This window comes from Achromobacter sp. GW823-FHT04E03, from assembly GCF_058796095.1.
The window spans coordinates 75,625-98,488 of sequence record NZ_JBXAIJ010000004.1 but is presented as its reverse complement, the minus strand read 5'-3'; the positions used below and the strand labels follow the sequence as shown (position 1 = coordinate 98,488).

General features: G+C 66.1%; 25 protein-coding genes. 19 read left to right on the top strand and 6 right to left on the bottom strand.

Annotated elements, in window-relative coordinates; all coding sequences use genetic code 11:
• Positions 1-8 precede the first annotated feature (8 nt).
• The 3 genes from AC1RHV_RS25595 to rsmB are packed head-to-tail and all read right to left on the bottom strand — an operon-like array spanning position 9 to position 4,289.
• Positions 9-2,324 carry a sensor histidine kinase gene (locus tag AC1RHV_RS25595; protein ID WP_054457732.1) on the bottom strand — a complete coding sequence of 772 codons (2,316 nt, stop codon included), beginning with the start codon at positions 2,322-2,324 and terminating at the stop codon, positions 9-11.
• On the bottom strand, positions 2,321-2,911 hold the full coding sequence (locus AC1RHV_RS25590; protein ID WP_082401241.1) for a DUF4390 domain-containing protein: 591 nt from the start codon (positions 2,909-2,911) through the stop codon (positions 2,321-2,323). The genes AC1RHV_RS25595 and AC1RHV_RS25590 overlap by 4 nt, the downstream gene beginning before the upstream one ends.
• Before the next feature lie 40 nt (positions 2,912-2,951).
• The gene (rsmB, locus tag AC1RHV_RS25585; RefSeq protein ID WP_460360418.1) at positions 2,952-4,289 is read right to left on the bottom strand and encodes a 16S rRNA (cytosine(967)-C(5))-methyltransferase RsmB; all 1,338 of its coding nucleotides are present in this window, start codon (positions 4,287-4,289) and stop codon (positions 2,952-2,954) included.
• 93 nt (positions 4,290-4,382) lie between these two features.
• Between rsmB and AC1RHV_RS25580 the strand changes: the two genes are divergently transcribed.
• On the top strand, positions 4,383-5,015 hold the full coding sequence (locus tag AC1RHV_RS25580; protein ID WP_175163464.1) for a LysE family translocator: 633 nt from the start codon (positions 4,383-4,385) through the stop codon (positions 5,013-5,015).
• 28 nt (positions 5,016-5,043) lie between these two features.
• On the opposite strand, the gene AC1RHV_RS25575 is transcribed toward AC1RHV_RS25580, so the two are convergent.
• On the bottom strand, positions 5,044-5,796 hold the full coding sequence (locus tag AC1RHV_RS25575; protein WP_313388529.1) for an IclR family transcriptional regulator: 753 nt from the start codon (positions 5,794-5,796) through the stop codon (positions 5,044-5,046).
• Positions 5,797-5,979: 183 nt separating this feature from the next.
• Between AC1RHV_RS25575 and AC1RHV_RS25570 the strand changes: the two genes are divergently transcribed.
• The 14 genes from AC1RHV_RS25570 to rimO all read left to right on the top strand — a co-directional run bounded on the left by AC1RHV_RS25570 (position 5,980) and on the right by rimO (position 19,386).
• Positions 5,980-6,759: an enoyl-CoA hydratase/isomerase family protein gene (locus tag AC1RHV_RS25570; RefSeq protein WP_492302227.1), complete on the top strand. Its 780-nt coding sequence runs from the start codon at positions 5,980-5,982 to the stop codon at positions 6,757-6,759.
• Complete coding sequence (locus tag AC1RHV_RS25565) at positions 6,756-8,378, top strand: acyl-CoA mutase large subunit family protein (RefSeq protein WP_313388528.1); 1,623 nt, start codon at positions 6,756-6,758, stop codon at positions 8,376-8,378. The genes AC1RHV_RS25570 and AC1RHV_RS25565 overlap by 4 nt, the downstream gene beginning before the upstream one ends.
• Entirely contained in the window at positions 8,375-8,791 is a 417-nt protein-coding gene (locus AC1RHV_RS25560; protein WP_118933575.1) for a cobalamin B12-binding domain-containing protein, read from the top strand. The genes AC1RHV_RS25565 and AC1RHV_RS25560 overlap by 4 nt, the downstream gene beginning before the upstream one ends.
• The gene (locus AC1RHV_RS25555; protein ID WP_492302226.1) at positions 8,788-9,915 is read left to right on the top strand and encodes a CaiB/BaiF CoA transferase family protein; all 1,128 of its coding nucleotides are present in this window, start codon (positions 8,788-8,790) and stop codon (positions 9,913-9,915) included. Before AC1RHV_RS25560 ends, AC1RHV_RS25555 begins: the two co-directional genes overlap by 4 nt.
• Positions 9,912-10,817, top strand: coding sequence for an ArgK/MeaB family GTPase (locus tag AC1RHV_RS25550; protein ID WP_313388526.1), 906 nt, complete (start codon positions 9,912-9,914; stop codon positions 10,815-10,817). Before AC1RHV_RS25555 ends, AC1RHV_RS25550 begins: the two co-directional genes overlap by 4 nt.
• 16 nt (positions 10,818-10,833) lie before the next feature.
• Positions 10,834-11,799, top strand: coding sequence for a Bug family tripartite tricarboxylate transporter substrate binding protein (locus tag AC1RHV_RS25545; RefSeq protein WP_492302225.1), 966 nt, complete (start codon positions 10,834-10,836; stop codon positions 11,797-11,799).
• Between the two features lie 3 nt (positions 11,800-11,802).
• Entirely contained in the window at positions 11,803-12,144 is a 342-nt protein-coding gene (locus AC1RHV_RS25540) for a hypothetical protein (protein ID WP_313388524.1), read from the top strand.
• Positions 12,141-13,382, top strand: a complete 1,242-nt coding sequence (locus AC1RHV_RS25535) for an ABC transporter substrate-binding protein (protein ID WP_376784741.1) — start codon at positions 12,141-12,143, stop codon at positions 13,380-13,382. Before AC1RHV_RS25540 ends, AC1RHV_RS25535 begins: the two co-directional genes overlap by 4 nt.
• 72 nt (positions 13,383-13,454) lie before the next feature.
• Positions 13,455-14,531, top strand: coding sequence for an isopenicillin N synthase family dioxygenase (locus AC1RHV_RS25530; protein ID WP_313388523.1), 1,077 nt, complete (start codon positions 13,455-13,457; stop codon positions 14,529-14,531).
• Positions 14,532-14,601: 70 nt separating this feature from the next.
• Positions 14,602-16,035, top strand: coding sequence for an aldehyde dehydrogenase family protein (locus tag AC1RHV_RS25525; RefSeq protein ID WP_492302224.1), 1,434 nt, complete (start codon positions 14,602-14,604; stop codon positions 16,033-16,035).
• An 11-nt stretch (positions 16,036-16,046) separates the two neighbouring features.
• On the top strand, positions 16,047-16,799 hold the full coding sequence (locus AC1RHV_RS25520; RefSeq protein WP_313388521.1) for an SDR family oxidoreductase: 753 nt from the start codon (positions 16,047-16,049) through the stop codon (positions 16,797-16,799).
• Positions 16,800-16,867: 68 nt separating this feature from the next.
• Positions 16,868-17,425: a cob(I)yrinic acid a,c-diamide adenosyltransferase gene (locus AC1RHV_RS25515; RefSeq protein WP_313388520.1), complete on the top strand. Its 558-nt coding sequence runs from the start codon at positions 16,868-16,870 to the stop codon at positions 17,423-17,425.
• A 186-nt stretch (positions 17,426-17,611) separates the two neighbouring features.
• On the top strand, positions 17,612-17,869 hold the full coding sequence (locus AC1RHV_RS25510) for a helix-turn-helix domain-containing protein (protein ID WP_054457735.1): 258 nt from the start codon (positions 17,612-17,614) through the stop codon (positions 17,867-17,869).
• A gap of 179 nt (positions 17,870-18,048) precedes the next feature.
• Entirely contained in the window at positions 18,049-19,386 is a 1,338-nt protein-coding gene (rimO, locus tag AC1RHV_RS25505; protein WP_492302307.1) for a 30S ribosomal protein S12 methylthiotransferase RimO, read from the top strand.
• Positions 19,387-19,421: 35 nt separating this feature from the next.
• Here the strand turns inward: rimO and AC1RHV_RS25500 are convergent, their stop codons facing one another.
• On the bottom strand, positions 19,422-19,739 hold the full coding sequence (locus AC1RHV_RS25500) for a DMT family transporter (protein WP_042796135.1): 318 nt from the start codon (positions 19,737-19,739) through the stop codon (positions 19,422-19,424).
• 81 nt (positions 19,740-19,820) lie between these two features.
• On the opposite strand from AC1RHV_RS25500, the gene AC1RHV_RS25495 reads away from it, so the two are divergent.
• Positions 19,821-20,216 carry a winged helix-turn-helix transcriptional regulator gene (locus AC1RHV_RS25495; protein ID WP_119450198.1) on the top strand — a complete coding sequence of 132 codons (396 nt, stop codon included), beginning with the start codon at positions 19,821-19,823 and terminating at the stop codon, positions 20,214-20,216.
• Here the strand turns inward: AC1RHV_RS25495 and AC1RHV_RS25490 are convergent.
• Positions 20,213-20,773: a ferritin-like domain-containing protein gene (locus tag AC1RHV_RS25490; RefSeq protein WP_119450197.1), complete on the bottom strand. Its 561-nt coding sequence runs from the start codon at positions 20,771-20,773 to the stop codon at positions 20,213-20,215. The two genes, AC1RHV_RS25495 and AC1RHV_RS25490, sit on opposite strands and share 4 nt — an antisense overlap.
• A 222-nt stretch (positions 20,774-20,995) precedes the next feature.
• Here AC1RHV_RS25490 and AC1RHV_RS25485 point away from each other — a divergent pair, with 222 nt between their 5' ends.
• The 3 genes from AC1RHV_RS25485 to AC1RHV_RS25475 are packed head-to-tail and all read left to right on the top strand — an operon-like array spanning position 20,996 to position 22,863.
• Positions 20,996-21,583: an LOG family protein gene (locus AC1RHV_RS25485; protein WP_054457738.1), complete on the top strand. Its 588-nt coding sequence runs from the start codon at positions 20,996-20,998 to the stop codon at positions 21,581-21,583.
• Positions 21,584-21,620: 37 nt separating this feature from the next.
• A complete protein-coding gene (locus AC1RHV_RS25480; RefSeq protein ID WP_175163468.1) occupies positions 21,621-22,187 on the top strand; it encodes a hypothetical protein in 567 nt (188 codons plus the stop codon).
• Positions 22,188-22,236: 49 nt separating this feature from the next.
• On the top strand, positions 22,237-22,863 hold the full coding sequence (locus AC1RHV_RS25475; RefSeq protein WP_054457740.1) for an HAD hydrolase-like protein: 627 nt from the start codon (positions 22,237-22,239) through the stop codon (positions 22,861-22,863).
• Position 22,864 lies beyond the last annotated feature (1 nt).

Genomic DNA, 22,864 nt, shown 5'->3' with positions numbered 1-22,864 from the left:
GCATCCACCTATTGCGTAGCCGCATTATCCTTTTCTTGCGCGGTCGCGTCCATAGTATCGGCCTCGGAAGCCAGCCGGGTCAACAATATGGAGATCCGCGCGCCCCCTTCCTTGCGGTTCGCAAGGTCTATACGCCCGCCGTGTTCTTCCACGATCTTGCGTACGATTGCCAATCCTAACCCAGTCCCGTGGGACTTGGTGGTGACGTAGGGCTCGAACGCGCGCTGCATGACCTGGGGAGGAAAGCCCGGGCCCGTGTCGGCGACCGTGAACCTGAGCGCCTGATGGGCCGCCCGGTCGGGCTGCTCGCTGCGCATGAGCTGCGTGGTCACGCTGACCCGCCCTTGCCCGCCCTGCTCGGCGATCGCGTCGCGGGCATTGGACATCAGGTTATGGATCACCTGCCGCAACTGGGTGGGATCGCCCTCGATGGGCGGCAGGTCCGGCGCCAGCGTCACGTCCAGATTCAGGGCCTTTTCGGCCAGGCGCGACGAACCGCCTTCGGGCTCCCAGCCGTACAGCGACAGCACGTCCGCCACCAGGGCGTTGAAGTCGATGCGTTGCATCACGGCCGGCGGCGTGCGGGCATATTCGCGGAAGTCGTCCACCATCTGCTTGAGCGATGCCACCTGGTTGACGATGGTATTGGTAGACCGTGCCACGATCTGGGCCTCGGCGGGAGGCAGCTTGCCCTCCAGCTTCATCGCCAGGCGCTCGGCCGATAGCTGGATCGGCGTAAGCGGGTTCTTGATCTCGTGCGCCAGCCTGCGGGCGACTTCGCCCCAGGCCACGGTCCGGTTGGCCGAGATCACTTCGGTGATGTCGTCAAACACCACCAGATAGCCGTTGCCGCGCCCGTCCACGCGCAGATGCGTGCCGCGCGCCAGCAGGGTCAGGGGCTGCGAGCCAGCGGGCGCGTCGTCCTGGCCCGGGGCGATCTCGAATTGCTGCTGCCAGTGCTGGCGCTCGGACCCCACCGCGGCGTGGGCGGAAAAAGCCTGCCGCACGATGTTGGCGAACTCCAGCATGCCGGCCACGGTTTCCAGCGGCCGTCCGATCACCGAGCGCAGGTCCGCGCCCAGGATGGTCTGGGCGCCCTGGTTGACGGTGGTGACGCGGAACGATTCGTCGAACACCAGCACCCCGGAGGACAGGTTCGACAGCACGCTTTCCAGATAGACATTGGAGCGTTCCAGCTGCTGCCGGTTGCTCTCGACCATGCGGCGGGCCTCGTCGAGCTGGCGTGTCATGGCGTTGAACGAACGCGTGAGCTGGCCGACTTCGTCGCGCTCGGGCGGCTCGGGCAAGGGCCGGTAGTCGCCCACGCCCACGGCCTGCGTGCCGCCCGCCAGGCTGAGCAGCGGGCGCACCAGCCGCTTGGACAATGAGAGCGCCACCGCGATGGCGCCGAAGGCCGCCAGCAGCAAGGCCAGGGTCAGGGTGATGCCGTACAGCTTGCGCAAGCCCAGCCGCGACAGCGCCAGCTCCTGGTAGTCGCGAAAACCCTGCTGCACCAGATTGGCGTTGTGGGCGATCTGCTCGGGTACCGGCTGCAGCAGCTGCAGCCAACGCGGTTCGGATGCCGGTCCCAACAGGTTGTCGTAGCGGTCGGGGCCGGTCAGCGGAATCACCACCCGCAGGTGCAGCCCGCCTTCAGCGCCGGGGGTCACCGGGTCATCGGCCTCGGCGGCGGAGTAGCCGCGCGCCAGCCGCAGCTGGTTCATGACGGTGGACGGCGGCATCGCGGGCAGCAATTGCCCGTACTGGCTGGTGGAGAACGCGATCATGCGCCCGCTGCCGGTAAAGACCATGGCTTCCTGCACGCCGTTGGCCTCGCGCAGCCGCGTCAAGGCGAGCGTCACGCCGCTGTCGGAACTGCGGTTCAGTTCCATCGCCATGGAGCGCGCACGCGCGTCCAGGTCGGCCAGCAGCGAATCCAGCGCGGCGCGGCCCAGGTTCAGGCCCGCCTCCAGCGCCGTGTCCACGCGCACGTTGAACCAGGATTCGATCGAGCGCGACATGAACTGCACCGACACGGTGTAGATCAGGGCGCCGGGCACCACGCCGATCAGCGCAAACGCCAGGGAAAAACGGGCCGTCAGCCGCGCGCCGAACTGGCGTCGACGGATCTGCCGCGCCAGCCTCACGGTCAGCGCCACCACCCAGATGAAGAGCGCCAGCGCAAAAATGCCATTCAGCACCAGCAGCGTGTCGTAGTAGCGCGCAAAGCGCGAGGCATTGCCGGTGGACCACGCCAACAGCCCCAGCAATGCCAGGCCGCTTGCGGCGCCAACCATCAGGGCCAGCCGAAGCACAAGCCTCATGACGGGTCTTTCTCCTTGTCGCTGAGCACGAACGTGAAGTCCATCCACGGCGTCGACTGTACCCAGGAGCTGCTGTTCAGGGCGTTGACCTGGAAGGGCCGCGGCAGCAGCGACGTATCCAGGCGCAGGCGCAACTGGCCGCCGTACAGCACGCCCGCATCGAAGTCGGCGGCGTCCGCCACCGGCCAGTTGCGGATATGCCGGATGACCCCCATGGCGTCATCCAGCGAGGCGACTGGAAAGGTCAGTTCGCCCACGCCCACCCGCCATTGCCGGGTCAGGGCGTTGTAGATGATGCGCCAGGTGCGGGACGTGTCGACCAGGGACTTGTCGAACCACCACCAGCGTTCGCGCGTGACGGTGAGGTCGGCGGTGAGATACAGCGGCACTCCGCGCTGGGCGGCTTCGCGCAGCTGCGAGTTCAGTTCGAACTCGATGTCCGCGTCGATCTGGAGCTGGCCGTCTCGAACCGCCGGGCGAACTTCGGTGACCTTGGGTTCCGCCCCATGCGCCTGCCCGCCCGGCACGAAGGAAAGCAAGGCAGATGCGAGCAACAACCCGAGAAATAAGCGCGGAATAATGGACATACGGCACCGGAACTACGTCATGCCCCCTATTCTTGGCGATTCAGGACTGCTTGGCAAACAAGGCGTAGAAAAACCCGTCGCGCTGCGCCGCAGGTGTTGCATCGACCGCAACTGGCAGCAATTGGCCGGGCGCGTCCAGGCGCTGCGCCTCCGGATGGCGCTGCATGAACTCCAGCGCCTGGCGCGTACCCTCGATCGGGAAGATCGAGCAGGTCACGTAAAGCAGCCGCCCGCCGGGCGCCACGGTGCGCCAGAGCGCGTCCAGGATGCTGGCCTGCAGGGTGGCCGTGCGACGCACGTCGTTCTCGCGCCGCAGCCAGCGGATGTCGGGATGGCGGCGCACGATGCCCGAGGCCGTGCAGGGGACGTCGGCCAGCACGGCGTCGAACGGCTTGCCGTCCCACCAGGCGTCCAGGTCGGCCGCATCCGCCGCTTTCAACTGGACACGATCGCTTGCCAGACCCAGCCGGTCCAGGTTCTGCCCGACGCGGGCCAGCCGGTCGGCGTCGGCATCCAGCGCCAGCAGGTCGATATCGGCCAGCTCCAGCAGGTGGGCGGTCTTGCCGCCAGGGGCCGAGCAGGCGTCCAGCACCCGCATGCCGTCGGCAGGCGCCAGCAGTTCGGCCGCCAGTTGCGCGCCGGCGTCCTGTACCGACCACCAGCCCTCGGCAAAGCCGGGCAGTTGCGTGACCGGCTTGGGCGTGGCCAGTACCAGGCCGGACTGGCCCACAGGTTCGGCCGCCAAGCCGGCGGCCTGGAAGGCGGCCAACACCTGCTCGCGGCTGGCGCGGCGGCGATTGACCCGCAGGGTCAGCGGCGCGGGCACATTGGCCGCAGCCAGGATCTCGCGCCATTCCCGCGGATAGGCCACGCTCAGCTGCTTGACCCACCAGCCGGGGTGGTTCCATTGGGCCTCGGGGCTGTCCGCCACGGCAGCCTCGAGCGCCGCGCGCTCGCGCAGGAAACGACGCAGGCAGGCGTTGAGCATGCCCTTATAGGAAGCCAGGGCGCGGCTGCGGGAGGCCGCCGTCACGGCCTGGTCCACCACCGTATGCGCGGCGTAGACCGGCATGCCCGGCAGGGCCGCGGCGGCATCGCCCTCTTCCTTCAGCAGGGTCAGGGACACCAGCAGCAGGGATTCGAACAGCACGCTGGGATAGCGCTGCACCATCTCGCGGCCCACGGCGTCGGCCCAGCCCAGGTAGCGCATCGCATGGAACGACACCGCCTGCGTGGCGGGCCGCAAGGACGATTCCACGCCGGCCAGCGCGTCCGTCAGGGAGCGGCCGTCCAGCACGCCCTCGACCACCTCCGCGCTGGAAAGCAGGACGGAGGACAGCGGAGGGGCAAGATTGGGGGAGTCGGAACGCGTGGACATGATGCAAATTCAGGAGATAAGACCGCTATGGTAGCCGGACCTGGACGAATGGCGGCCGTCGCGGCACACTGGCCCCAGCCACGGAGCCCCCTCATGACCCTCGCCACCCTGCTGCTCTTCATCCTGGCCTCGGCCGTCACCATCATCACGCCGGGCCCCACCGTCCTGCTCGCCATGAGCAACGGTTCGCGCCACGGCGTGCGCGCGGCCTGCTGGGGCATGGCCGGCGCAGTCCTGGCCGACCTGGTCCTGATCGGCGCGGTGGCGTCGGGACTGGGCGTGGTGCTCGCGGCGTCCGAAATCGCCTTCCAGCTCATCAAATGGGTGGGCGCGGCCTATCTGGCGTACCTGGGCTGGAAGATGCTGCGCTCGGACGCGGCGCTGGTCATGCCTGCCGCCCAGGCGGACGCCCGCCGTCCGGCCGGCCTGGCGCTGGGCCTGCGCAGCTTCGCGGTGGCGCTGACCAACCCCAAGGCGCTGCTGTTCATGTCCGCCTTCCTGCCCCAGTTCATCAATCCCGCCGCCCCTCTGCTGGCGCAGTACGCCGTACTGGCCGGGGTCATGGCGCTGATGAACGTCGCCGTGATGCTGGCCTACGCCGCGCTGGGCGCGCAGATGGTGCGCGCCTTCCAGGGCGCCGGCCTGCGCTGGCTGAACCGCGTCTGCGGGGGACTGCTGATCGGGCTGGCGGGGACGCTGGCGCTGTATCGGCGCAGCGCGCCTTGAGCGGCATCGCCCCCGGCCGGGCCGCCCGCTAGGCCCGCCCCAGCTGCCGCGACAAAAAGCTGCAGGTCGCCACCAGCAGCTTCGCGCACTCGGCCACATTGCCCTCCATGCGGTGCTTGGGCCCGGCAACCGCCACGGCCAGCGTCTCGTTGTTGATGGTGAGCGTCGTCGCGACTGCCCACACGTCATAGACGTTCTCGCCCCGGGTCACGAAATAGCCGTTCTTGCGGCTTTCCAGAATGTCCTGGATCAGCGCCGCATGCTCGGTCTTGGTCTCCGGCGTGATCGCGGCCAGTTGCTGGTTCTCCAGCCATGCGCGCAGCTCGCGCTCCTTCAGGGTGCCCAGGAAGGCCTTGCCGATGGAACTCGAATGCAGCGGTTTGAACTCCCCTGGTTTGGCCGAATAGCGGATGGAGTGCAGCCCTTCGATGACCTGCAGGTAGATCGCCGATTCGCCCAGGCGCTTGCCCAGGATCACGGTTTCCCGCGTGGAATCGCGCAACCGCTCCAGAACCTGGGTGACGTGTTCGATGAACGGGTCCTTGGCCAGGATGTCGCTCGTCACGTCATACATGCGTTTGGTGGGGTACAGCGTGCGCGGACGGTTCAGCGTGTACAGGTAGCCGCGCGCCGTCAGCGTCGAAACGATGGCGTGGCAGGTGCTCTTGGGAATGCCGGCCGCCTCGGCCAGATCGGTCAGGGATAAAGGCCGCTCGTTGGCCTGAAACGCTTCAAACACGTCAAGCACTCGCTCGACGCCGGTCACCGTGACTCCAGACATGGCGCTTCCTTTTGGAAAGTGGGATAGCCGTAATTCAGCCCGCTGAATAAATCCGATAAATCCGTTCCGTTCCCGATTTGCCGCAGGATTTTGTTCGTAATACCGAACAAGTGTCCTTGTTCCCGAATATTTTGCTTCATACCATCCTCAGCACGCAATACACCTCGACGGAGATCAGAAAGCGTGCAGACGAACAAGGACATCGCGGTAGAGGAGCGCGCCGGCGGCGAGGTGTGGATCACCGTCGAGCGGCCGCATAAGCACAACGCGCTTGCCCGCAGGGTGCTCACCGAACTCGGCTTGGCAGTGCTTGCGGCGGGCGCGCGCACGGATACGCGCTTCATCGTCCTGACCGGCGCCGGCGACCGGTTCTTCGCGGCCGGCGGCGATCTGGTGGAACTGGCCGAAGTACGCGACGAAGCCGCAGCCATTGACATGGCCGAGCAATCCCGCGCAGCGCTGGACGCGGTGCGCAACTGCCCCGTGCCAGTGCTGGCCTACCTGAATGGCGACGCGATCGGCGGCGGCGCCGAGCTGGCCCTGGCCTGCGACCTGCGCATACTGGCCAGCCACGCGCACATCGGCTTCATCCAGGCGCGCCTGGCCATCTCGTCCGTGTGGGGCGGCGGCGTCGATCTGTGCCAACTAGCCGGCGGCGCCCGCGCCATGCGCATGATGGGCCGCGGCGAACTGATAGACGCGCCGCTGGCTCTGGACTGGGGCTTGGCCGACGCCATCGTCTTCGACGGGCCGGCGGGCGCGGACATGCAGGCCTTCCTCAAGCCGCTGCGGCTCTGCGCGCCACAGGTGCTGCGAGCCATCAAGGCGCAAGCCGCGGCCTGGCGCCAAGGCGCATCGTACGAGGCGCGCCGCGCCGTCGAACGGCAGCACGCGATCGGCACCTGGCTGCATGAGGATCACTGGCGCGCGTCCGACGCGTTTCTTGCGAGGGGTGCCAAATGAGCGCCGACCAGAATCGCGAACCGCGCGACATGGAACCGCAGTTGAGTTCCTCCAGCCCCAGCGGCATCGAGGTCCCCACCAGCGTCGGCGCGGACGCGGTCGACCCCGCCCGCATCGGCGCGCCCGGCGAGTATCCCTACACGCGAGGGATCTTCCCCGACGGCTATCAAGGCCGCCTCTGGACCATACGCCAGTACTCCGGCTTCGGCACCGCGGAAGAATCCAACGAACGCTACAAGTTCCTGCTGGAAAAAGGGCAGACCGGCCTGTCCGTGGCGCTGGACCTGCCCACGCAGTGCGGCCTGGATCCGGTACACCCGATGGCGCGTCCGGAGATCGGCAAGGTGGGAGTATCGCTCTCCAACCTGAGCGAGGCCGAGATTCTGTTCAAGGACCTGGACCTGTCGAAGATATCGACCTCGTTCACGATCAACGGCACGGCCGCCATCATCTACGCCATGTATCTGGCTGTGGCCGACAAGCAGAACGTGCCGCGCGAAAAGCTCACCGGCACCATCCAGAACGACATCCTCAAAGAGTACGTGGCGCGGGGCACCTGGATCTTCCCGGTGCGCCCGTCGATGCGGCTGATCGCGGATTCGATCCTGTACTCCAACGAGGTCTCCCCGCGCTTCAACCCCATCAGCATCGCAGGCGCGCACGTGCGCGACGCGGGCTCTACCGCGGCCGAGGAAATGGCCTACACCCTGGCCAATGGCCTGGCCTACGTGGAGGAGCTGCGCGCGCGGGGCGGCGATGTCGAGAAGTTCGCCAAGCGCCTGTCGTTCTTTTTCTACGTCCACATGGACTTCTTCGACGAAATCGCCAAATTCCGCGCCGGCCGCAGGCTCTGGGCCCGCCTGATGAAGGAACGCTACGGCGTAAAAGATCCGAAAGCGCAACACTTCCGCTTCGGCGTGGTGTGCGGCGGTTCCTCGCTGGTGGCGCCCCAGCCCTACAACAACGTCGTGCGCGTGGCGGTGGAAACCATGGCCGCCGTGCTGGGCGGCGCGCAATCCATCTTCACCTGCGCCTTCGACGAGGCGTTCCAGATCCCCACCGAATTCTCGGCCGAACTGGCCGTGCGCACGCAACAGATCATCGCTTTCGAGAGCGGCATAGGCCGCACTGTCGACCCCCTGGGCGGCAGCTATTTCCTGGAGCAGCACACCGACCGGATGGAAGCGCAGATCACCAAGGTGATGGACGAAATAGACGCCTACGGCGGCGTGATTCCGGCCATCGAAGACGGCTGGATTCAGCTGCGCCTGGCCGAGCGCGGCCTGGAGCGCAAGCTCAACACCGACTCCGGCCACAACGCGATCATCGGCCAAAACTACTTCAGGAAGGCGGACGAGGAGATCAAGGTCGGCGAGGTCTTCAAGCTGGATCCGACCGTGGCCGAGCGCGCGCTCGAAAAGTACCAACGGGTGCTGGACACGCGCCGCCAATCCGAGGTCGACCGCGCGCTGTCCCGGCTTTCCGCCGTGGCCGCCAAGGACAACGAGAACATCATGCCCTACCTCGTGGAGTGCTGCCACGCCTACGCCACCGTGGGCGAGATGGTGGAGCGCCTGAAGGAAAAATGGGGCGAATTCAAGGAGCCGGTGAATCTATGAGCGCCCAACAGACCTCTGCCGCCCTGGCGGCCAAGCGTATCCTGATCGGCAAGCCCGGCCTGGATGGCCACGACATCGGCGCCAAGATCGTCGCGCTGACGCTGCGCAACGCAGGCGCGGAAGTCATCTATACCGGCCTGCGCCGCAGCCCGCTGCAGATAGCGCAGGTGGCGGTGGACGAAGGCGTGGACGCGGTCGGCCTGAGCATCCTGTCCGGCAGCCACCGCGAACTGGTCGCCGAAGTCATGGCGCAGCTGCGCGAACTGCGGGCGCACGGCGTGAAGGTCTTCGTGGGCGGCACCATTCCCGCCGAGGACTGGCCCTACCTGAAAGAACTGGGCGTGGCCGCGATCTTCACCGCCGATATGCCGCTGGACGACATGGTCCGGGCCCTGGCGCAGAGTCTGTCATGAATGCGCCGCTCGCGGGGATCCGGATCGTCGAAGTTGGCCACATGCTGGCCGGCCCCTACTGCGGCCTGATGCTGGCTGACATGGGCGCCGAGGTCATCAAGATCGAAACGCCAGAAGGCGACATCGGCCGCAACGTCAGCCCCCATTTCGTGGGTCCGCACAATGCCTACTTCGCCAGCCTGAACCGCAACAAGAAGAGCGTGGTGCTCGACCTGGCCGGCGACGAAGGCCGCGCGGCGCTGGGGCGCATCGTCGAAACCTCGCACGCGCTGGTGACCAACCTGCGGCCTTCGGCCATCCGCAAGCTCGGCCTCACCTACGACGCGCTGCGGCGCTGGAACGAACGGCTGGTCTGCGTGGCGCTCACGGGTTATGGGCTGGACGGCCCCTACGCGGACAATCCCGCCTACGACTATGTCATCCAGGCGATGACGGGCGTCATGGCGCTGACCGGCGACCCCGACGCGCCGCCCACCAAGGCCGGCTATTCGGCGGTGGACAACTCCGCCGGCCTTGTGGCCGCAGTAGGACTGCTGGCCAAGATCGTCCAGGGCCAGGGCGGCCAGGTCGACGTGGCGATGTACGACGTCATGCTCTCGCAGCTCAACTACCTGGCAGGCGCGGCGCTGAATGCAGGCGAAACCATAGGGCGCCTGGCGGACTCCTCGCACCCCTATGTGGTGCCGGCGCAGATTTTCGCGACGGCGGACGGCTGGCTCACGCTGTTCATCACCCACGACAAATTCTGGAAGACCTTTTGCGACGAAATCGGCCGCCCTGAATGGATCGCGGACCCGAAGTTCGCCACCATGGCGGGACGTCGCAAGCATCGGGCCGAGGTCATCGCCGCCATCGCGCAAGTGCTGCGCCAGATGCCCGCCAGCGCATGGGTGCGTCGCCTGAGCCCGCTGGGCGTGGTGGCGGCCGAGGTCGGCACCTTGAATGCGGCGCTCTCCAGCGACATCGCCGCTGCCCGCGAACTGGTCGTGGCGTTGGGCGATGGCCGCCTGCCGCTGCAGGCCGTGGCCAGCCCGATTCGCTTCCAGGGCTATGCGCCCGCCTATGGCTTGCCCCCCCTGCTGGACGAGCACGGCGACGAAGTGCTGGGCAGGGTCAGGACATGAGCGCCCCGCCCCTGGACCGCTGGGCGCTGAGCCGCGCGCTCACGCGCATGGCCAACGCCGACGCCGCTGAGGTGGCGCGCTTCGCCCTGCGTGACGCAGCGACGCACGCCGCCCGACGGATCGGCATCACAGGAGCTCCGGGCGCCGGCAAGAGCACCCTGGTCGGACACCTGGCGCTGGAACGCGCGCCGCGGGGACGGCTGGGCGTGCTGGCCGTCGATCCCAGCAGCCCCAACAGCGGCGGCGCCATCCTGGGCGACCGCGTGCGCATGGACGACCTCGCCGGCATCGGCGACTTGTACATCCGCTCCCTGGGTTCGCGCCGCACTTGCGACGGGCTGGCCGACAACTTGCCCGAGATGCTCGACATCATGGACGAGTTCGGTTTCGACGAAGTGCTGTTGGAGACGGTCGGCATCGGCCAGGCCGAATATGCAGCCCGCGCGCAGGTCGACACGTTGGTGCTGGTTCTGCTGCCCGAAAGCGGCGACATGGTCCAGGCCATGAAGGCCGGCATCATGGAAATGGCCGACATCTATGTCGTCAACAAGGCAGACCTGCCGGGCGCGAAAAGAATGGCCACCGACATACAGCGCATCGCCGCCGTGAGCCGGCAGCCCGAGGGCGCTTGGCGCGCGCCCGTGCTGCTGGCCTCGTCGACGCAACCGGACTCGGTCCGGGCTCTATCGGAGGCCATAGACCGGCATCAAGCCTGGCGCGCCACTGATCCGGCGCGGCGCCAGCGCCTGCACGCCCAGCGGCTGCGCTACCGGCTGCGGCGCATGCTCGAAATGCGCATCGCACACACCATCGCGCGCGCCGACGATAACTTGTTCGACGCCCCACTGCGCCAGCAGATGAGCCGGATACTCGCGGCTGCCGGCGCCACGCTCGACTCTTGACCCCTGGGGATCCGCCATGCTCACACGCCTGTTCGCATCGTTGTTGACCGCCGTCTGCATCGCCGCGCCGGCCGCAGGCGCCGACGCCGTATTTCCAGACAAGCCGGTCAGGATCATCGTCCCGCAGACGCCCGGCGGCGCCTCCGACGTGCTGGCCCGCATCATCAGCCAGAAACTCACCGCGAAATGGGCCCAACCGGTGGTGGTGGAGAACCACGCAGGCGCGGGCGGCAATGTGGGCATGGAACTGGTCGTGCGCGCCGCGCCCGACGGCTACACCCTGCTGATGAGCTACGTCGGCACCCAAGCCATCAACGGCGCGTTGTACCGCAAGCTTTCCTTCGATCCGGTCCGGGATTTCGCGCCGGTCGCCACGCTGGCGACCCTGCCATTCGTGATGGTGACCCGGGCGGACTCGCCGTTCAAGACCGTTGCCGCGGTCGTGGCTGCCGCGCGCACGTCGCACATCACCTACGGCTCGGCCGGCAATGGCTCCGTCAACCACCTGCTGGGGGAGATGTTCAACACCGCCACCGGCGTCAAGCTCACGCACATTCCTTACCGGGGCGCGGCGCCGGCGCTGCAGGACTTGATGGGGGGACGGATCCAGGTGGTGTTCACCAGCCTGCCCTCCGTCATCGGCGCCCTCAAGAGTTCCACCCTTTATCCGATCGCCGTCACCAGCGCGCGCCCCGCCGCCGCATTCGACAGCATTCCCACCATCGCTCAGGCCGGGTTCAAGGACTTCGACGTCAATCCGTGGTTCGGCCTCATGGCCCCCGGACGCACACCCCCCGCGTTGATCCAAAAGATCAATAGCGATGTGAACGACATCCTACGCATGCCGGAAGTCGCGGCCAGTTTCTCGGCCCAGGGCGCCGAGCCCTACATCACGCAGCCGGATGAGTTTGCCAGCATCCTGCGGGCCGACGCCCTGAAGTGGGGAGACGTGGTGCGCGCCTCGGGCGCTCAGGTGGACTGACCCATGTCGCGCGCGCTGATCCGATCGTTGAAGAAGACGCAGCGCCTGGGAGCACATTCCCAGGCATCAACTGCGCAGCGGCAGGACGCGTGCTCGGCCGCGCTATCGCTGTTGCAGCGCAGTGTGAGATTCAAACATGACCGCCTGGCCGTCCTGCGGCTGGCGAACGCGGTACAGCTGGGCGCCAACGTCGACGAGACGCTGTGGGATTACTGCCTTGCGGTAGCAAGCAATTTGGCGGACCCGACGCAGTTGCAGAAGGTCCTGGCGCTGCGCCGCGGCGCGACGGACCAGCCGACCGGTGACATAACGCCGGCGGAACCGAACCCAAGGAGACAGGCATGAAAACTTCTTCCTATCGCTGTTCGTTGCGCAAGCTTCCGTCGCCGGGCCGCCGCGTCATGGCGTCCCTGTTCTGCCTCGCGTCCTGTGTCCCCGCCTGGGTCCTGGCGAGCGGCGACGTCATCAAGATCGGCGTGCTGGCCGACATGTCGGGCATCTATTCGGACATGGGCGGAGCCGGCATCACCGAGGCCGTAAGAATGGCCATTGCCGACTTCGGCGGCCAGGTCAACGATAAGAAGGTCGAGGTCGTGACATCCAATCACTCGGCCAAGCCCGACGTCGCGGCGACCGCAGCGCGCGGCTGGTTCGACACCCAAGGGGTGGACATGATCATCAGCGGTCCCAGCTCGGGCACCAGCCTGGCCATCGCCACGGTCGCGGCGGAAAAGAAAAAGATCGTCATCGTCACGGGCGGGGTCGCCGCCCAGCTGACCAACGAGGAATGCTCGCCGTACACGGTTCACTACCTCTATGACACGGTGGCCCTGGCCCGCGGCACCGGCACCGCCATGACACGGCAAGGCGGCAAGACCTGGTACTTCCTGACCGTCGACTACGCCTTCGGCAAGTCGTTGGAGAAAGAAACCACCGAGGTCGTCAAGGCCAATGGCGGCAGCGTGCTGGGCAGCGTGCGCCACCCCTTGTCCACGCCCGATTTCTCGTCCTTCCTGCTGCAGGCCAAGGCGTCGGGCGCGCAGGTCCTGGGACTGGCCAACGGCGGCTCCGACACCATCAACTCCGTAAAGGCCGCGAGCGAGTTCGGCCTGTCTTCGTCGATGAAACTGGCGGGCCTGATGCTGTTCATCACCGACGTGCATGCGCTGGGCCTGGAGCAGACCCGCGGCATCAACCTGACCGAAGCCTGGTACTGGGACTCGGACGATAAATCGCGCGCCTGGGCCGCCCGTTTCCAGCAAAAGATGAGCAAGATGCCCACCAGCATGCAGGCGGCCAGCTACTCGGCGACGCTGCACTACCTGAAGGCTGTCCAGCACGCGGCCACCAGCCAGGCCGAGGATGTGATGGCGCAGATGAGGAAAGAGAGAATCAACGACATGTACACCCAGAACGGCTACATCCGGGAGGACGGCCGCATGGTCCACGACCTTCGGCTCATGGAAATCAAGAGCCCGGCCGAATCCAAGGGGCCTTGGGACTACTACAAGCAGGTGCAGATGATTCCCGGAGAGCAGGCGTTTGCCTCCAAGGCGGAATCCAAGTGCAAGTTCTGGAACTGATGAAAACGCCGTCCGAGTGTTTGAAGACCAGAGTGGTTTGGTAACTACCAGTACATCAAGGAGACATGGATCATGACTACTTCAGTGAATCAGGTAAGCGCTTCGGAAAACGTCAGGCAAGCCATCGAAAGCGGCAAGGGGCTGCCGATTCTCGACGTCGGCCCCTATCTGGCCGGCGAACCCGGCGCCCTCGAACAACTGGCAGCGGACGTGCGCTGGATCCAGGAAAACCTGGGCTTCTTCGCCATCGTCAACCACGGCATTCCGCAGGAACTCATCGACGAGTCATTCCGCCAGACCGCCCAGCTGTTCGAGATCCCGATGGAGGAGAAGCTCAGGCACCGGGTCGGTTTCCACCACCAGGGCTATCTGCCGCCCAAGGCATCGATCCTGCAATCGACCGCCATCAAAGAGAAGATCGCGCTCAATACCAAGAAGGACACCAATGCCGCGTGGCTCTTCATGCGCAACCGCACCGCCGATGATCCCAAGGTGGTCGCCAACGTGCGGCACCGCGGCCTGAACCAATGGCCCGAAAGCCTGCCGGAATTCCGCAAAACGCTGTTCAACTACCAGACCTCCATGGAGGCGCTCGCGACCAAGCTGCTGCCGATCTATGCGCGGGCGCTCGATCTGCCGGCCGAGTATTTCAACGATATGTTCAAGGCGCCCGAGTACTACCAGCGCTGCGCCTACTACCACCCGGAAGAACGCATGGAGGAAGGCCAGTACGCCCTGGCTCCGCACTCCGACGGCAGCTTCCTGACGCTGCTGCCGATGACGCCAGTGCCGGGCCTGCAGGTCATGACGCCATCCAAGGAATGGCTCAACGTCACCTACGTCAAGGACGCGCTGATCGTGAACACCGGCCAGGTCCTCAACCGCCTGTCCAATGACCGCTTCATCGCCACCCCGCACCGCGTGGTCAATCCGCCGATGAAGCGCTATGCGCTCACGTTCTTCTTCTACCCCGACGACGACGCCAATGTCGGCCCCATCCCGGCCTGTGTCAAACCGGGCGAAAAGGCCAAGTACGACTCCCGCTCCTTCTACGACTTCTTCGTGCCCTACCTGGACGATCTGTACCACTACAACGATCCCAAGTTCATGAGCGAAGTCGAGCCCGAAGGCATCCGTTCGCAAGCCTGACGGCGTGCAGCTGCGGCCGGCAGCGCGCCTTCGAGGCCGCTGCCGCCGTCTCAACATTAAGGAGCGGCGCGTGAACAAATTGTTGATCGACGGCCGGTGGGTCGATGCGCTCGACGGCGAAACGATAGATGTCATCGATCCCTGTAGCGGGGAGGCCTTCACTCGGATCGCGCGCGGCCGGGCGGCGGACGTGGAGCTGGCGGTCGCGGCAGCGCGGCGGGCGGTGGAAGGCGCCTGGGGCAGCATGACGGCTACCGAACGCGGCCGGATCCTGCAACGCCTGGGGCAGCTCATTCTGGACCATGGCGCAGAACTGGCCGATCTGGAAGCGCGCGATACCGGCAAGCCCCTGTCCGTGGCACGCGCGGACGCCGGGGCCGTGGCCCGCTACTTCGAGTTCTATGGCGGCGCGGCCGACAAGGTCCACGGGCAGACCATTCCTTACCTGGCCGGCTACAACGTCAGCGTGGTCCGCACTCCGCACGGCGTCACGGCCCACATCATTCCCTGGAACTATCCCGCGCAAATGATGGGACGCACGCTAGCGCCGGCCTTGGCCATGGGCAACGCGGCGGTGGTCAAGCCCTCCGAGGACGCCTGCCTGACCGCCTTGAAGCTGGGCGAACTCGCGCTGCAAGCCGGTCTTCCGCCTGGCGCGCTCAACATCGTGACGGGGTACGGCGCGGAGGCCGGCGCGGCGCTGACCTCGCACCCCGGCATCAACTTCGCGACCTTCACCGGGTCCCCGGAAGTCGGCATCCAGGTCCAGCAAGCCACCGCGCGCAACCATGTACCCTGCGTGCTGGAACTGGGCGGCAAGTCGCCGCAAATCGTATTCGACGACGCGGACCCGGCCAAGGCCGCGCCCATCATCGTCCGGGCCATCGTCCAGAACGCGGGGCAGACCTGCTCGGCCGGCAGCCGCCTGCTGGTGCAGCAGGGTATTCATGACCGCTTCGTCGATATCATCGCGACCCATTTCGCGGCGCTGAAGGTCGGCACGCCGCAGATGGATCTGGACTGCGGTCCGCTGATCAACGCGCGACAACGCGACAAGGTGCAGGCCTTCATCGCCGAGGCCGCCGCCATGGGCGTGCCGATGCTTGCGCAAGGCAGCCTGGCGCCGGACCTGCCCGGCGGTGGGTACTTCGTCAAGCCGGCCTTGTTCGGCCCGGTCCCCCGCGAACATCGCCTGGCCTGCCAGGAAGTCTTCGGCCCGGTGCTGTCCGTGATGCCGTTCAGCGACGAGGACGACGCCGTACGGTTGGCCAATGCGACGGACTACGGCCTGGTCGCGGGCGTCTGGACGGAGAACGGCAGCCGCCAGTCCCGCCTGGCGCAACGCATCGCCAGCGGCCAGGTATTCATCAATTGCTACGGCGCGGGTGGCGGCGTGGAACTGCCTTTCGGCGGCGTCAAGAAAAGCGGATACGGCCGCGAGAAGGGGTTTCTCGCCCTGGAAGAAATGAGTACGACCAAGACCATTGTTCAACACTACGCATAAGGAATGCCATCATGTCCGGATTGAGCAACAAGATCGCGATCGTAACGGGAGCGGGCAGCGGGTTCGGCGCCGCCATCGCCCGCGCCTATGCCAAGGAAAACGCCAAGGTCGTCCTCGCCGACCTCAATCTTGAAGCCGCCCAGCGGGTCGCCAAGGAACTGGCCGAGAACGGTAGCGCCGTCGCCTGCGACGTCAGCAACGGCGACCAGGTGCAGGCCATGGTGCGCCATTGCGTGGAGCGCTTCGGCGCGCCCGACGTGGTGATCAACAACGCCGGCACCACGCACCGCAACCAGCCCATGCTGGACGTGGACGAAGCGACCTTCGACCGCGTTTTCGCGGTCAACGTGAAGTCGATCTATCTCATGACGCAGGCGGTCATTCCCCTGATGCGGGAGAAGAAGGACGGCGTGATCATCAATGTAGGCTCTGTGGGCGCCATCCGACCGCGTCCCGGCCTGACCTGGTACAACAGTTCGAAGGGCGCGGTCAGGGTCATGACCAAGTCCATGGCCGCCGAGCTCGCCTCGGACGGCATCCGCGTCAATCTCATTTCGCCGGTCATGGCGCCCACCGGGTTGCTCAACGACTTCATGGGCGTGGCCGACAATGCCGAAAACCGGGCCCGCTTCGTGTCGACGATACCGCTGGGCCGGATGTGCGATCCCGACGACGTGGCGAACGTGGCCGTATTCCTGGCCAGCGCCGAAGCGCGCTTCCTGACCGGCGTCGAGGTCCCGGTCGACGGCGGACGCTCCATCTAGGACAAGGGGCGCGGCCCCGTCAGACGCTTGCGCGCGCGCCGCGCGCAGCCCGACCCAGGAAGGAAACCATGGCCAACCGTTTATCCGTCATCGCCACCCGCACCGGCGATGACGGCACCACCGGACTGGGCGACGGCTCGCGCACGCCCAAGGACGCCCCACGCATCGCCGCCTTGGGCGATGTGGACGAACTGAATAGCGTCATCGGCGTATTGCTTGCGGAAAATCTGGCCGACGAAGTCGCGGCGGATCTACACATCATCCAGAACGACCTGTTCGACATAGGCGCCGAGCTCTGCATCCCCGGACATCGCGCGCTGGACGAGGCACAGATCGCCCATCTGGACCGCCGCCTGGCGCACTACAACGCCGCTCTGCCGCCCCTGAAGGAATTCATCCTGCCTGGCGGCTCGCGCGCATCGGCGCAATTCCACATGGCCCGCACCGTCTGCCGCCGCGCCGAACGCGCGGTAGTGGCGCTCGCGCGCACCGGGAGTCTCAGCCCGACGGTGCGCCAGTACCTCAACCGGCTTTCGGATCTGATGTTCGTGCTGGCCCGCGACGCGAACCAGCGGCTGGGCTTGTCTGATGTGTATTGGAGCAGCCAGCATTCGCGATCGACTTGACCTTCTCACAGTGTGAAGGTGCCCACTGCCGGGCTAAGAGGCACGCCATGGTCCATCAAGTATCGGTCCTGCCGCACCTGGCCTACGGCAATGCCGTATAATTAAAGATTCGCCGTCGCCCCCCCTTTATGGTGCGACGGCATGACCCCCTGGGACGCCACACAGGCGCCCGACTTTTGAAGAGCCATGAAGAATGCTGCCCCGACGGCGCGCAGCGTACCGTGGCAGGCGTCGCATATCAGCGAAGCACGCAGCCGCGTGGGCCTGCCGCAAACGGATTTCGCTGAACTGCTGGGCGTGAGCGTACGCACTCTGCAAGATTGGGAGCAAGGACGGCGCACCCCCTCGGGCGCGGCGAAGACCCTGCTGCAGGTAGCAATGATGCATCCCGAGACCCTGCGAGAGCTGCCCCCGTGGCCCGCCAACGAACACGCTGAATCCTGAGGCCAGCCGCCCCGGCCTCGCCCGACACGAACAACACATCCGCCGCGCGACACGCTTGCCGCGCGATTTTTTGGTGAACGACATTGGAAATCCTCGAAACCTCCCGGCCTGGCAAGGGCCCCGGCAAGGCCAACGACGCTGACGCGAACGCGTCCGCCACCTCCGCCCTGGCCGACACCATCGCCGCCGCCAACGCCGACGGCCGGACCCCGCGCGTGGGATTCGTTTCCCTGGGCTGTCCCAAGGCCCTGGTCGACTCCGAGCGCATCCTGACCCAACTGCGCACCGAAGGGTACGTAGTCACGCCCGAGTACAACGATGCCGACGTGGTCGTCGTCAATACCTGCGGCTTCATCGACAGCGCCAAGGCGGAATCGCTGGAGGCCATTGGCGAAGCCCTGGCCGAGAACGGCAAGGTCATCGTGACCGGCTGCATGGGCGTCGAGGAATCGGTGATCCGCGACGTGCACCCCAGCGTGCTGGCCGTGACCGGCCCGCAGCAATACGAAGAGGTGGTGCGCGCGGTGCACGAGGCAGCGCCGCCCAAGAAGGACCACAACCCCTACCTGGACCTGGTGCCGCCGCAAGGCATCAAGCTCACGCCGCGGCACTACGCCTATCTGAAGATTTCGGAAGGCTGTAATCACCGCTGCAGCTTCTGCATCATCCCGTCGATGCGCGGCGACCTGGTCAGCCGGCCGGTGGGCGACGTGCTCAGCGAGGCCGAGCGCCTGGTCAAGGCGGGCGTGAAGGAATTGCTGGTGATCTCGCAGGACACCAGCGCCTATGGCGTGGACGTGAAGTACCGCAGCGGCTTCTGGAACGGCCGTCCGGTGAAGACCCGCATGACAGAGCTCTGTACGGCCTTGTCCGAGGTGGGCGTGTGGACGCGCCTGCACTACGTGTATCCGTACCCGCACGTGGACGAAGTGATCCCGCTGATGGCCGAGGGCAAGATCCTGCCCTACCTGGACATCCCGTTCCAGCACGCCAGCCCGCGCATCCTGAAGGCCATGAAGCGCCCGGCCTTCGAGGACAAGACCCTGGCCCGCATCAAGCGCTGGCGCGAGATCTGTCCGGACCTGACGATCCGTTCGACCTTCATCGTCGGCTTCCCCGGAGAAACCGAGGAAGACTTCCAGTACCTGCTGGACTGGATGCAGGAAGCGCAGCTGGACCGCGTGGGCTGTTTCCAGTATTCGCCGGTGGAAGGCGCGCCCGCGAACCTGCTGGACAATCCGGTGCCGGACGAGGTCAAGCAGGAACGCTGGGAACGCTTCATGGAGCTGCAGCAATCGATCTCCGCCGCCCGCCTGGCCAGGAAGGTGGGCCGCGAGATCGACGTGCTGATCGACGAAGTGGACGAAGACGGCGCCGTGGGCCGCAGCAGCGCCGATGCGCCTGAAATCGACGGCTGCGTCTACGTCAGCTCGGACAAGCCCCTGAAGGCGGGCGATCTGGTGCGCGCCCGCGTCACCGATTCCGACGAATACGACCTCTGGGCCGACGCGATCTGAATCCGCTCCCGCGCGCGGCGCCCGCCGCGCGCAGCTCAGGCTTCCAGCAGCTTGAGCCCCGCCACGCCGCCCACGATCATCGCAATGCACAGCAGGCGCGCGGCAGACGGCGAATCCCCGAACAGCATGATTCCCAGCACGGTAATGCCCACTGACCCGATACCGGTCCAGATGGCGTAGGCCGTGCCAGCAGGCAGCTGCTTCATGGCCAGCGTCAGCAGGAACACGCTGCCCAGGGCGGCCGCAATGCCGATCACGCTGGGCCAGAATCGCGTCCAGCCATCCGCATACTTCAAGGCCAGGGCCATCACGATTTCCACCGCGCTCGCGGCGACCAGAATCAACCAGGCCATTGCGGCCTCCTGCCAGAACCAGGGAACGGCTAGCTTAGAGACTATAGTTACCACAAGACAAGTACGCACCTTTTGGTAACTATGAAAAAGCCATCCGCCTCCGTGCCCTCGGGCGACGTGTTCGACGCTGCCTGCCCGTCGCGCCGAGCGCTGGAACTGATTGCCGGCAAATGGGTGCCGCTGATCCTGCCTGCGCTGGAACATGGCCCCATGCGCAACAACGAGCTGCTGCGCAGGCTGGACGGGATTTCACAGAAGGTCATGACCCAGACGCTCAAGGAACTGGAGCGTCACGGCCTGGTGCTGCGCGAGGACCTGGGCACCGTGCCGCCGCACGTGAACTACCGGCTGAGCGAACTGGGCCAATCCCTGAACGTGGCCCTGATCGCGCTGGACCGCTGGGCCGAGACCCATCATGCGGCGCTGGACGCGGCCGCGCGCCGCCATGACGCCCGGGCGGCGCGGCGCGTCCGCTAGCGCTTGGCCAGGAAGTCCGACATGTCGTCGGCGTGCTCTTCCTCCACCGCGAGGATCTCTTCCAGCAGGCGGCGCGTGGTGGTGTCCTGTTCGCCGATGTACTCGATCATCTGGCGGTAGCTGTCGATGGCGATGCGCTCGGCGATCAGGTTCTCCTTGATCATGTCCTCCAGCGACGTGCCTTCGACGTACTCGGAATGGCTGCGCTCCAACAGCCCCTTGGGCGACAGGTTGGGCTCGCCGCCCAGCTGCACGATGCGTTCCGAGAGCCGGTCGGCATGGTCCTGTTCCTGCGTGGCGTGTTCGGCGAATTCCGCGGCCACGGGCTCGGCGTTCAGCCCGCGGGCCATGAAGTAGTGGCGCTTGTAGCGCAGCACACAGACGATCTCGGTGGCCAGCGCTTCATTCAGCAGCTTCAGCACGGTCTGGCGGTCGGCGCGATAGGTGTCGGTCACGGCGCCGGACTCGATGTCCTGGCGCGCCTTGGCGCGTATGGCCTTCACGTCCATGTCGAACGGGCGGTTCGCCTGCGCTTGGGTACGGGTTGCTTGTTCCATATCGTGGCTCCTCTTGGTTAAGTGAAAGCACTGCGACACTGGGCTTCCAGTCTCTCCGTACAACCCAGTCTACCGATCGTGGCGGAACATGCTGTGTCCAAACATTGCCTGCGCCCCCTCCAAATTGCCCGGCGAAAACGGTTTTCGATCCTTGCGTAAACTATGGGCTTCCCGAAAACCCGTGACGCAATCTGTAACGGGATGGGCATCACCCGAAGATCTATGACTTTGAAGAACATTTGCGTGTATTGCGGCTCGAACCCGGGCGCCCGGCCGGATTACATCGAGCAGGCCCGCGTGCTGGCCCGCGAACTGGTGCGGCGCGATCTGGGGCTGGTGTATGGCGGCTCGGTCGTGGGCATCATGGGCGTGGTCGCCAATGAGGTGCTGGCCGCCGGCGGCCGCGTGATCGGCGTGATCCCCGAACTGCTGATGAAGAAGGAGCAGGCGCACCGCGGCCTGACCGAGCTGCACCTGGTGCAGAACATGCACGAGCGCAAGGCCATGATGATGGAGAAGGCCGACGGCTTCATCGCGCTGCCCGGCGGCGCGGGCACGCTGGAAGAGTTCTTCGAGGTCTGGACCTGGGCGCAGCTGAACATGCACCAGAAGCCCTGCGGCCTGTTGAACATTGCCGGCTACTACGACGCGCTGGTCCAGTTCGTGGACCATGCGGTCGAGGAAGAATTCATCCGCCCCCAGCATCGCGACATGCTGGTGGTGGAAGAGGACCCTGCTTTGCTGCTGGACCGCTACGCCATGTACGAACCGCCCAATGTCTCGAAGTGGTTCGAACAGATCAAGGCCTGAGGCCATCCATCCACCCGACCACAACGGAAGCCCCGCAATGCCCACCCATGCGTTGACTCCCGCCAGCACCGAGTCCGTCCTGCGCGACTACTTTCATGCCAAGGACGAGAACCGCCCGCACTACATGGCGCGCGCGTTCGCGCCGGACGCCGTGCTGAAGATGGCCTTGCGCACGCAGGCCATCGCCTTCCCGCCCGAGTCGCACGGCCTGGCCGCCATCACCGATACGCTGGTGCGCAAGTTCGGCCAGACCTACGACAACGTCTACACGTTCTATCTGGCGCGACCCGAGGCCGGAGCGCGCCTGCCCGCCTACCAGTGCGACTGGATCGTGGGCATGACGGAAAAGGCCACGGGCAACGTCCGGGTGGGCTGTGGCCGCTATGACTGGGAATTCCAGCCCGAGCCCTATCGCGCGAGCAACCTCGTCATCACCATCGAAACCATGGTGACGCTGCCCGCGCACGACACCGAAGCCGTGTTCGGCTGGCTGCTGGGTCTGGACTATCCCTGGACCAGCGCCGCCCGCGTCGTGGCCGGCGCGCCGCCGCTCGAGGGCCTGGCTCCCGTCGTGCACTATCTGCTGCATCCGAATGGCGCCTAGGGCCGGCACAACGCTATTTTCAGCATCAACAGGCTCAGAGACCCGCGACTTGAAATACGACATCGCCGCTTTTGATTTTGATGGAACCCTGGCGGACACCATGCCATGGTTCAACTCCATCCTGAATACGGTGGCCGACAAATATGGCTTCCGCAAGATCGACGCCTCCGAACGCGACCAGCTGCGCCATCGCGATGCCGCCGAGATCCTCAAGTTTCTGGGCATCCCGCTGTGGAAGCTGCCCGCCATCATGGCCCACGTGCGCACGCTGATGCAGGAAATCGACCCCAGCGTGCACCTGTTCGACGGCATTCCCGACGCGCTGGCGCGCCTGAAGGCGGGCGGGCTGCGGCTGGCGGTGGTCAGCTCCAACTCCATCGAGAACGTGCAGCGCGTGCTGGGCGCGGAAACCGCCGCCCTGTTCGACGACTACGAATGCGGCACCGACCTGTTCGGCAAGTCCGCCAAGATCGACCGCCTGCTCAAGCAGCATGGCACCGCCCCCGAGCGCTTCCTGCTGGTGGGCGACGAAATGCGCGACATCGACGCCGCCCGCAAGGCCGGCGTGCGTATCGGTTCCGTCGCCTGGGGTTATAACCATGTCGAGGCCCTGCGCGAACGCGGCCCCGACGAGCTGTTCCTGACCGTTGCCGACCTGCCAGCCGCGCTGGCCTGAA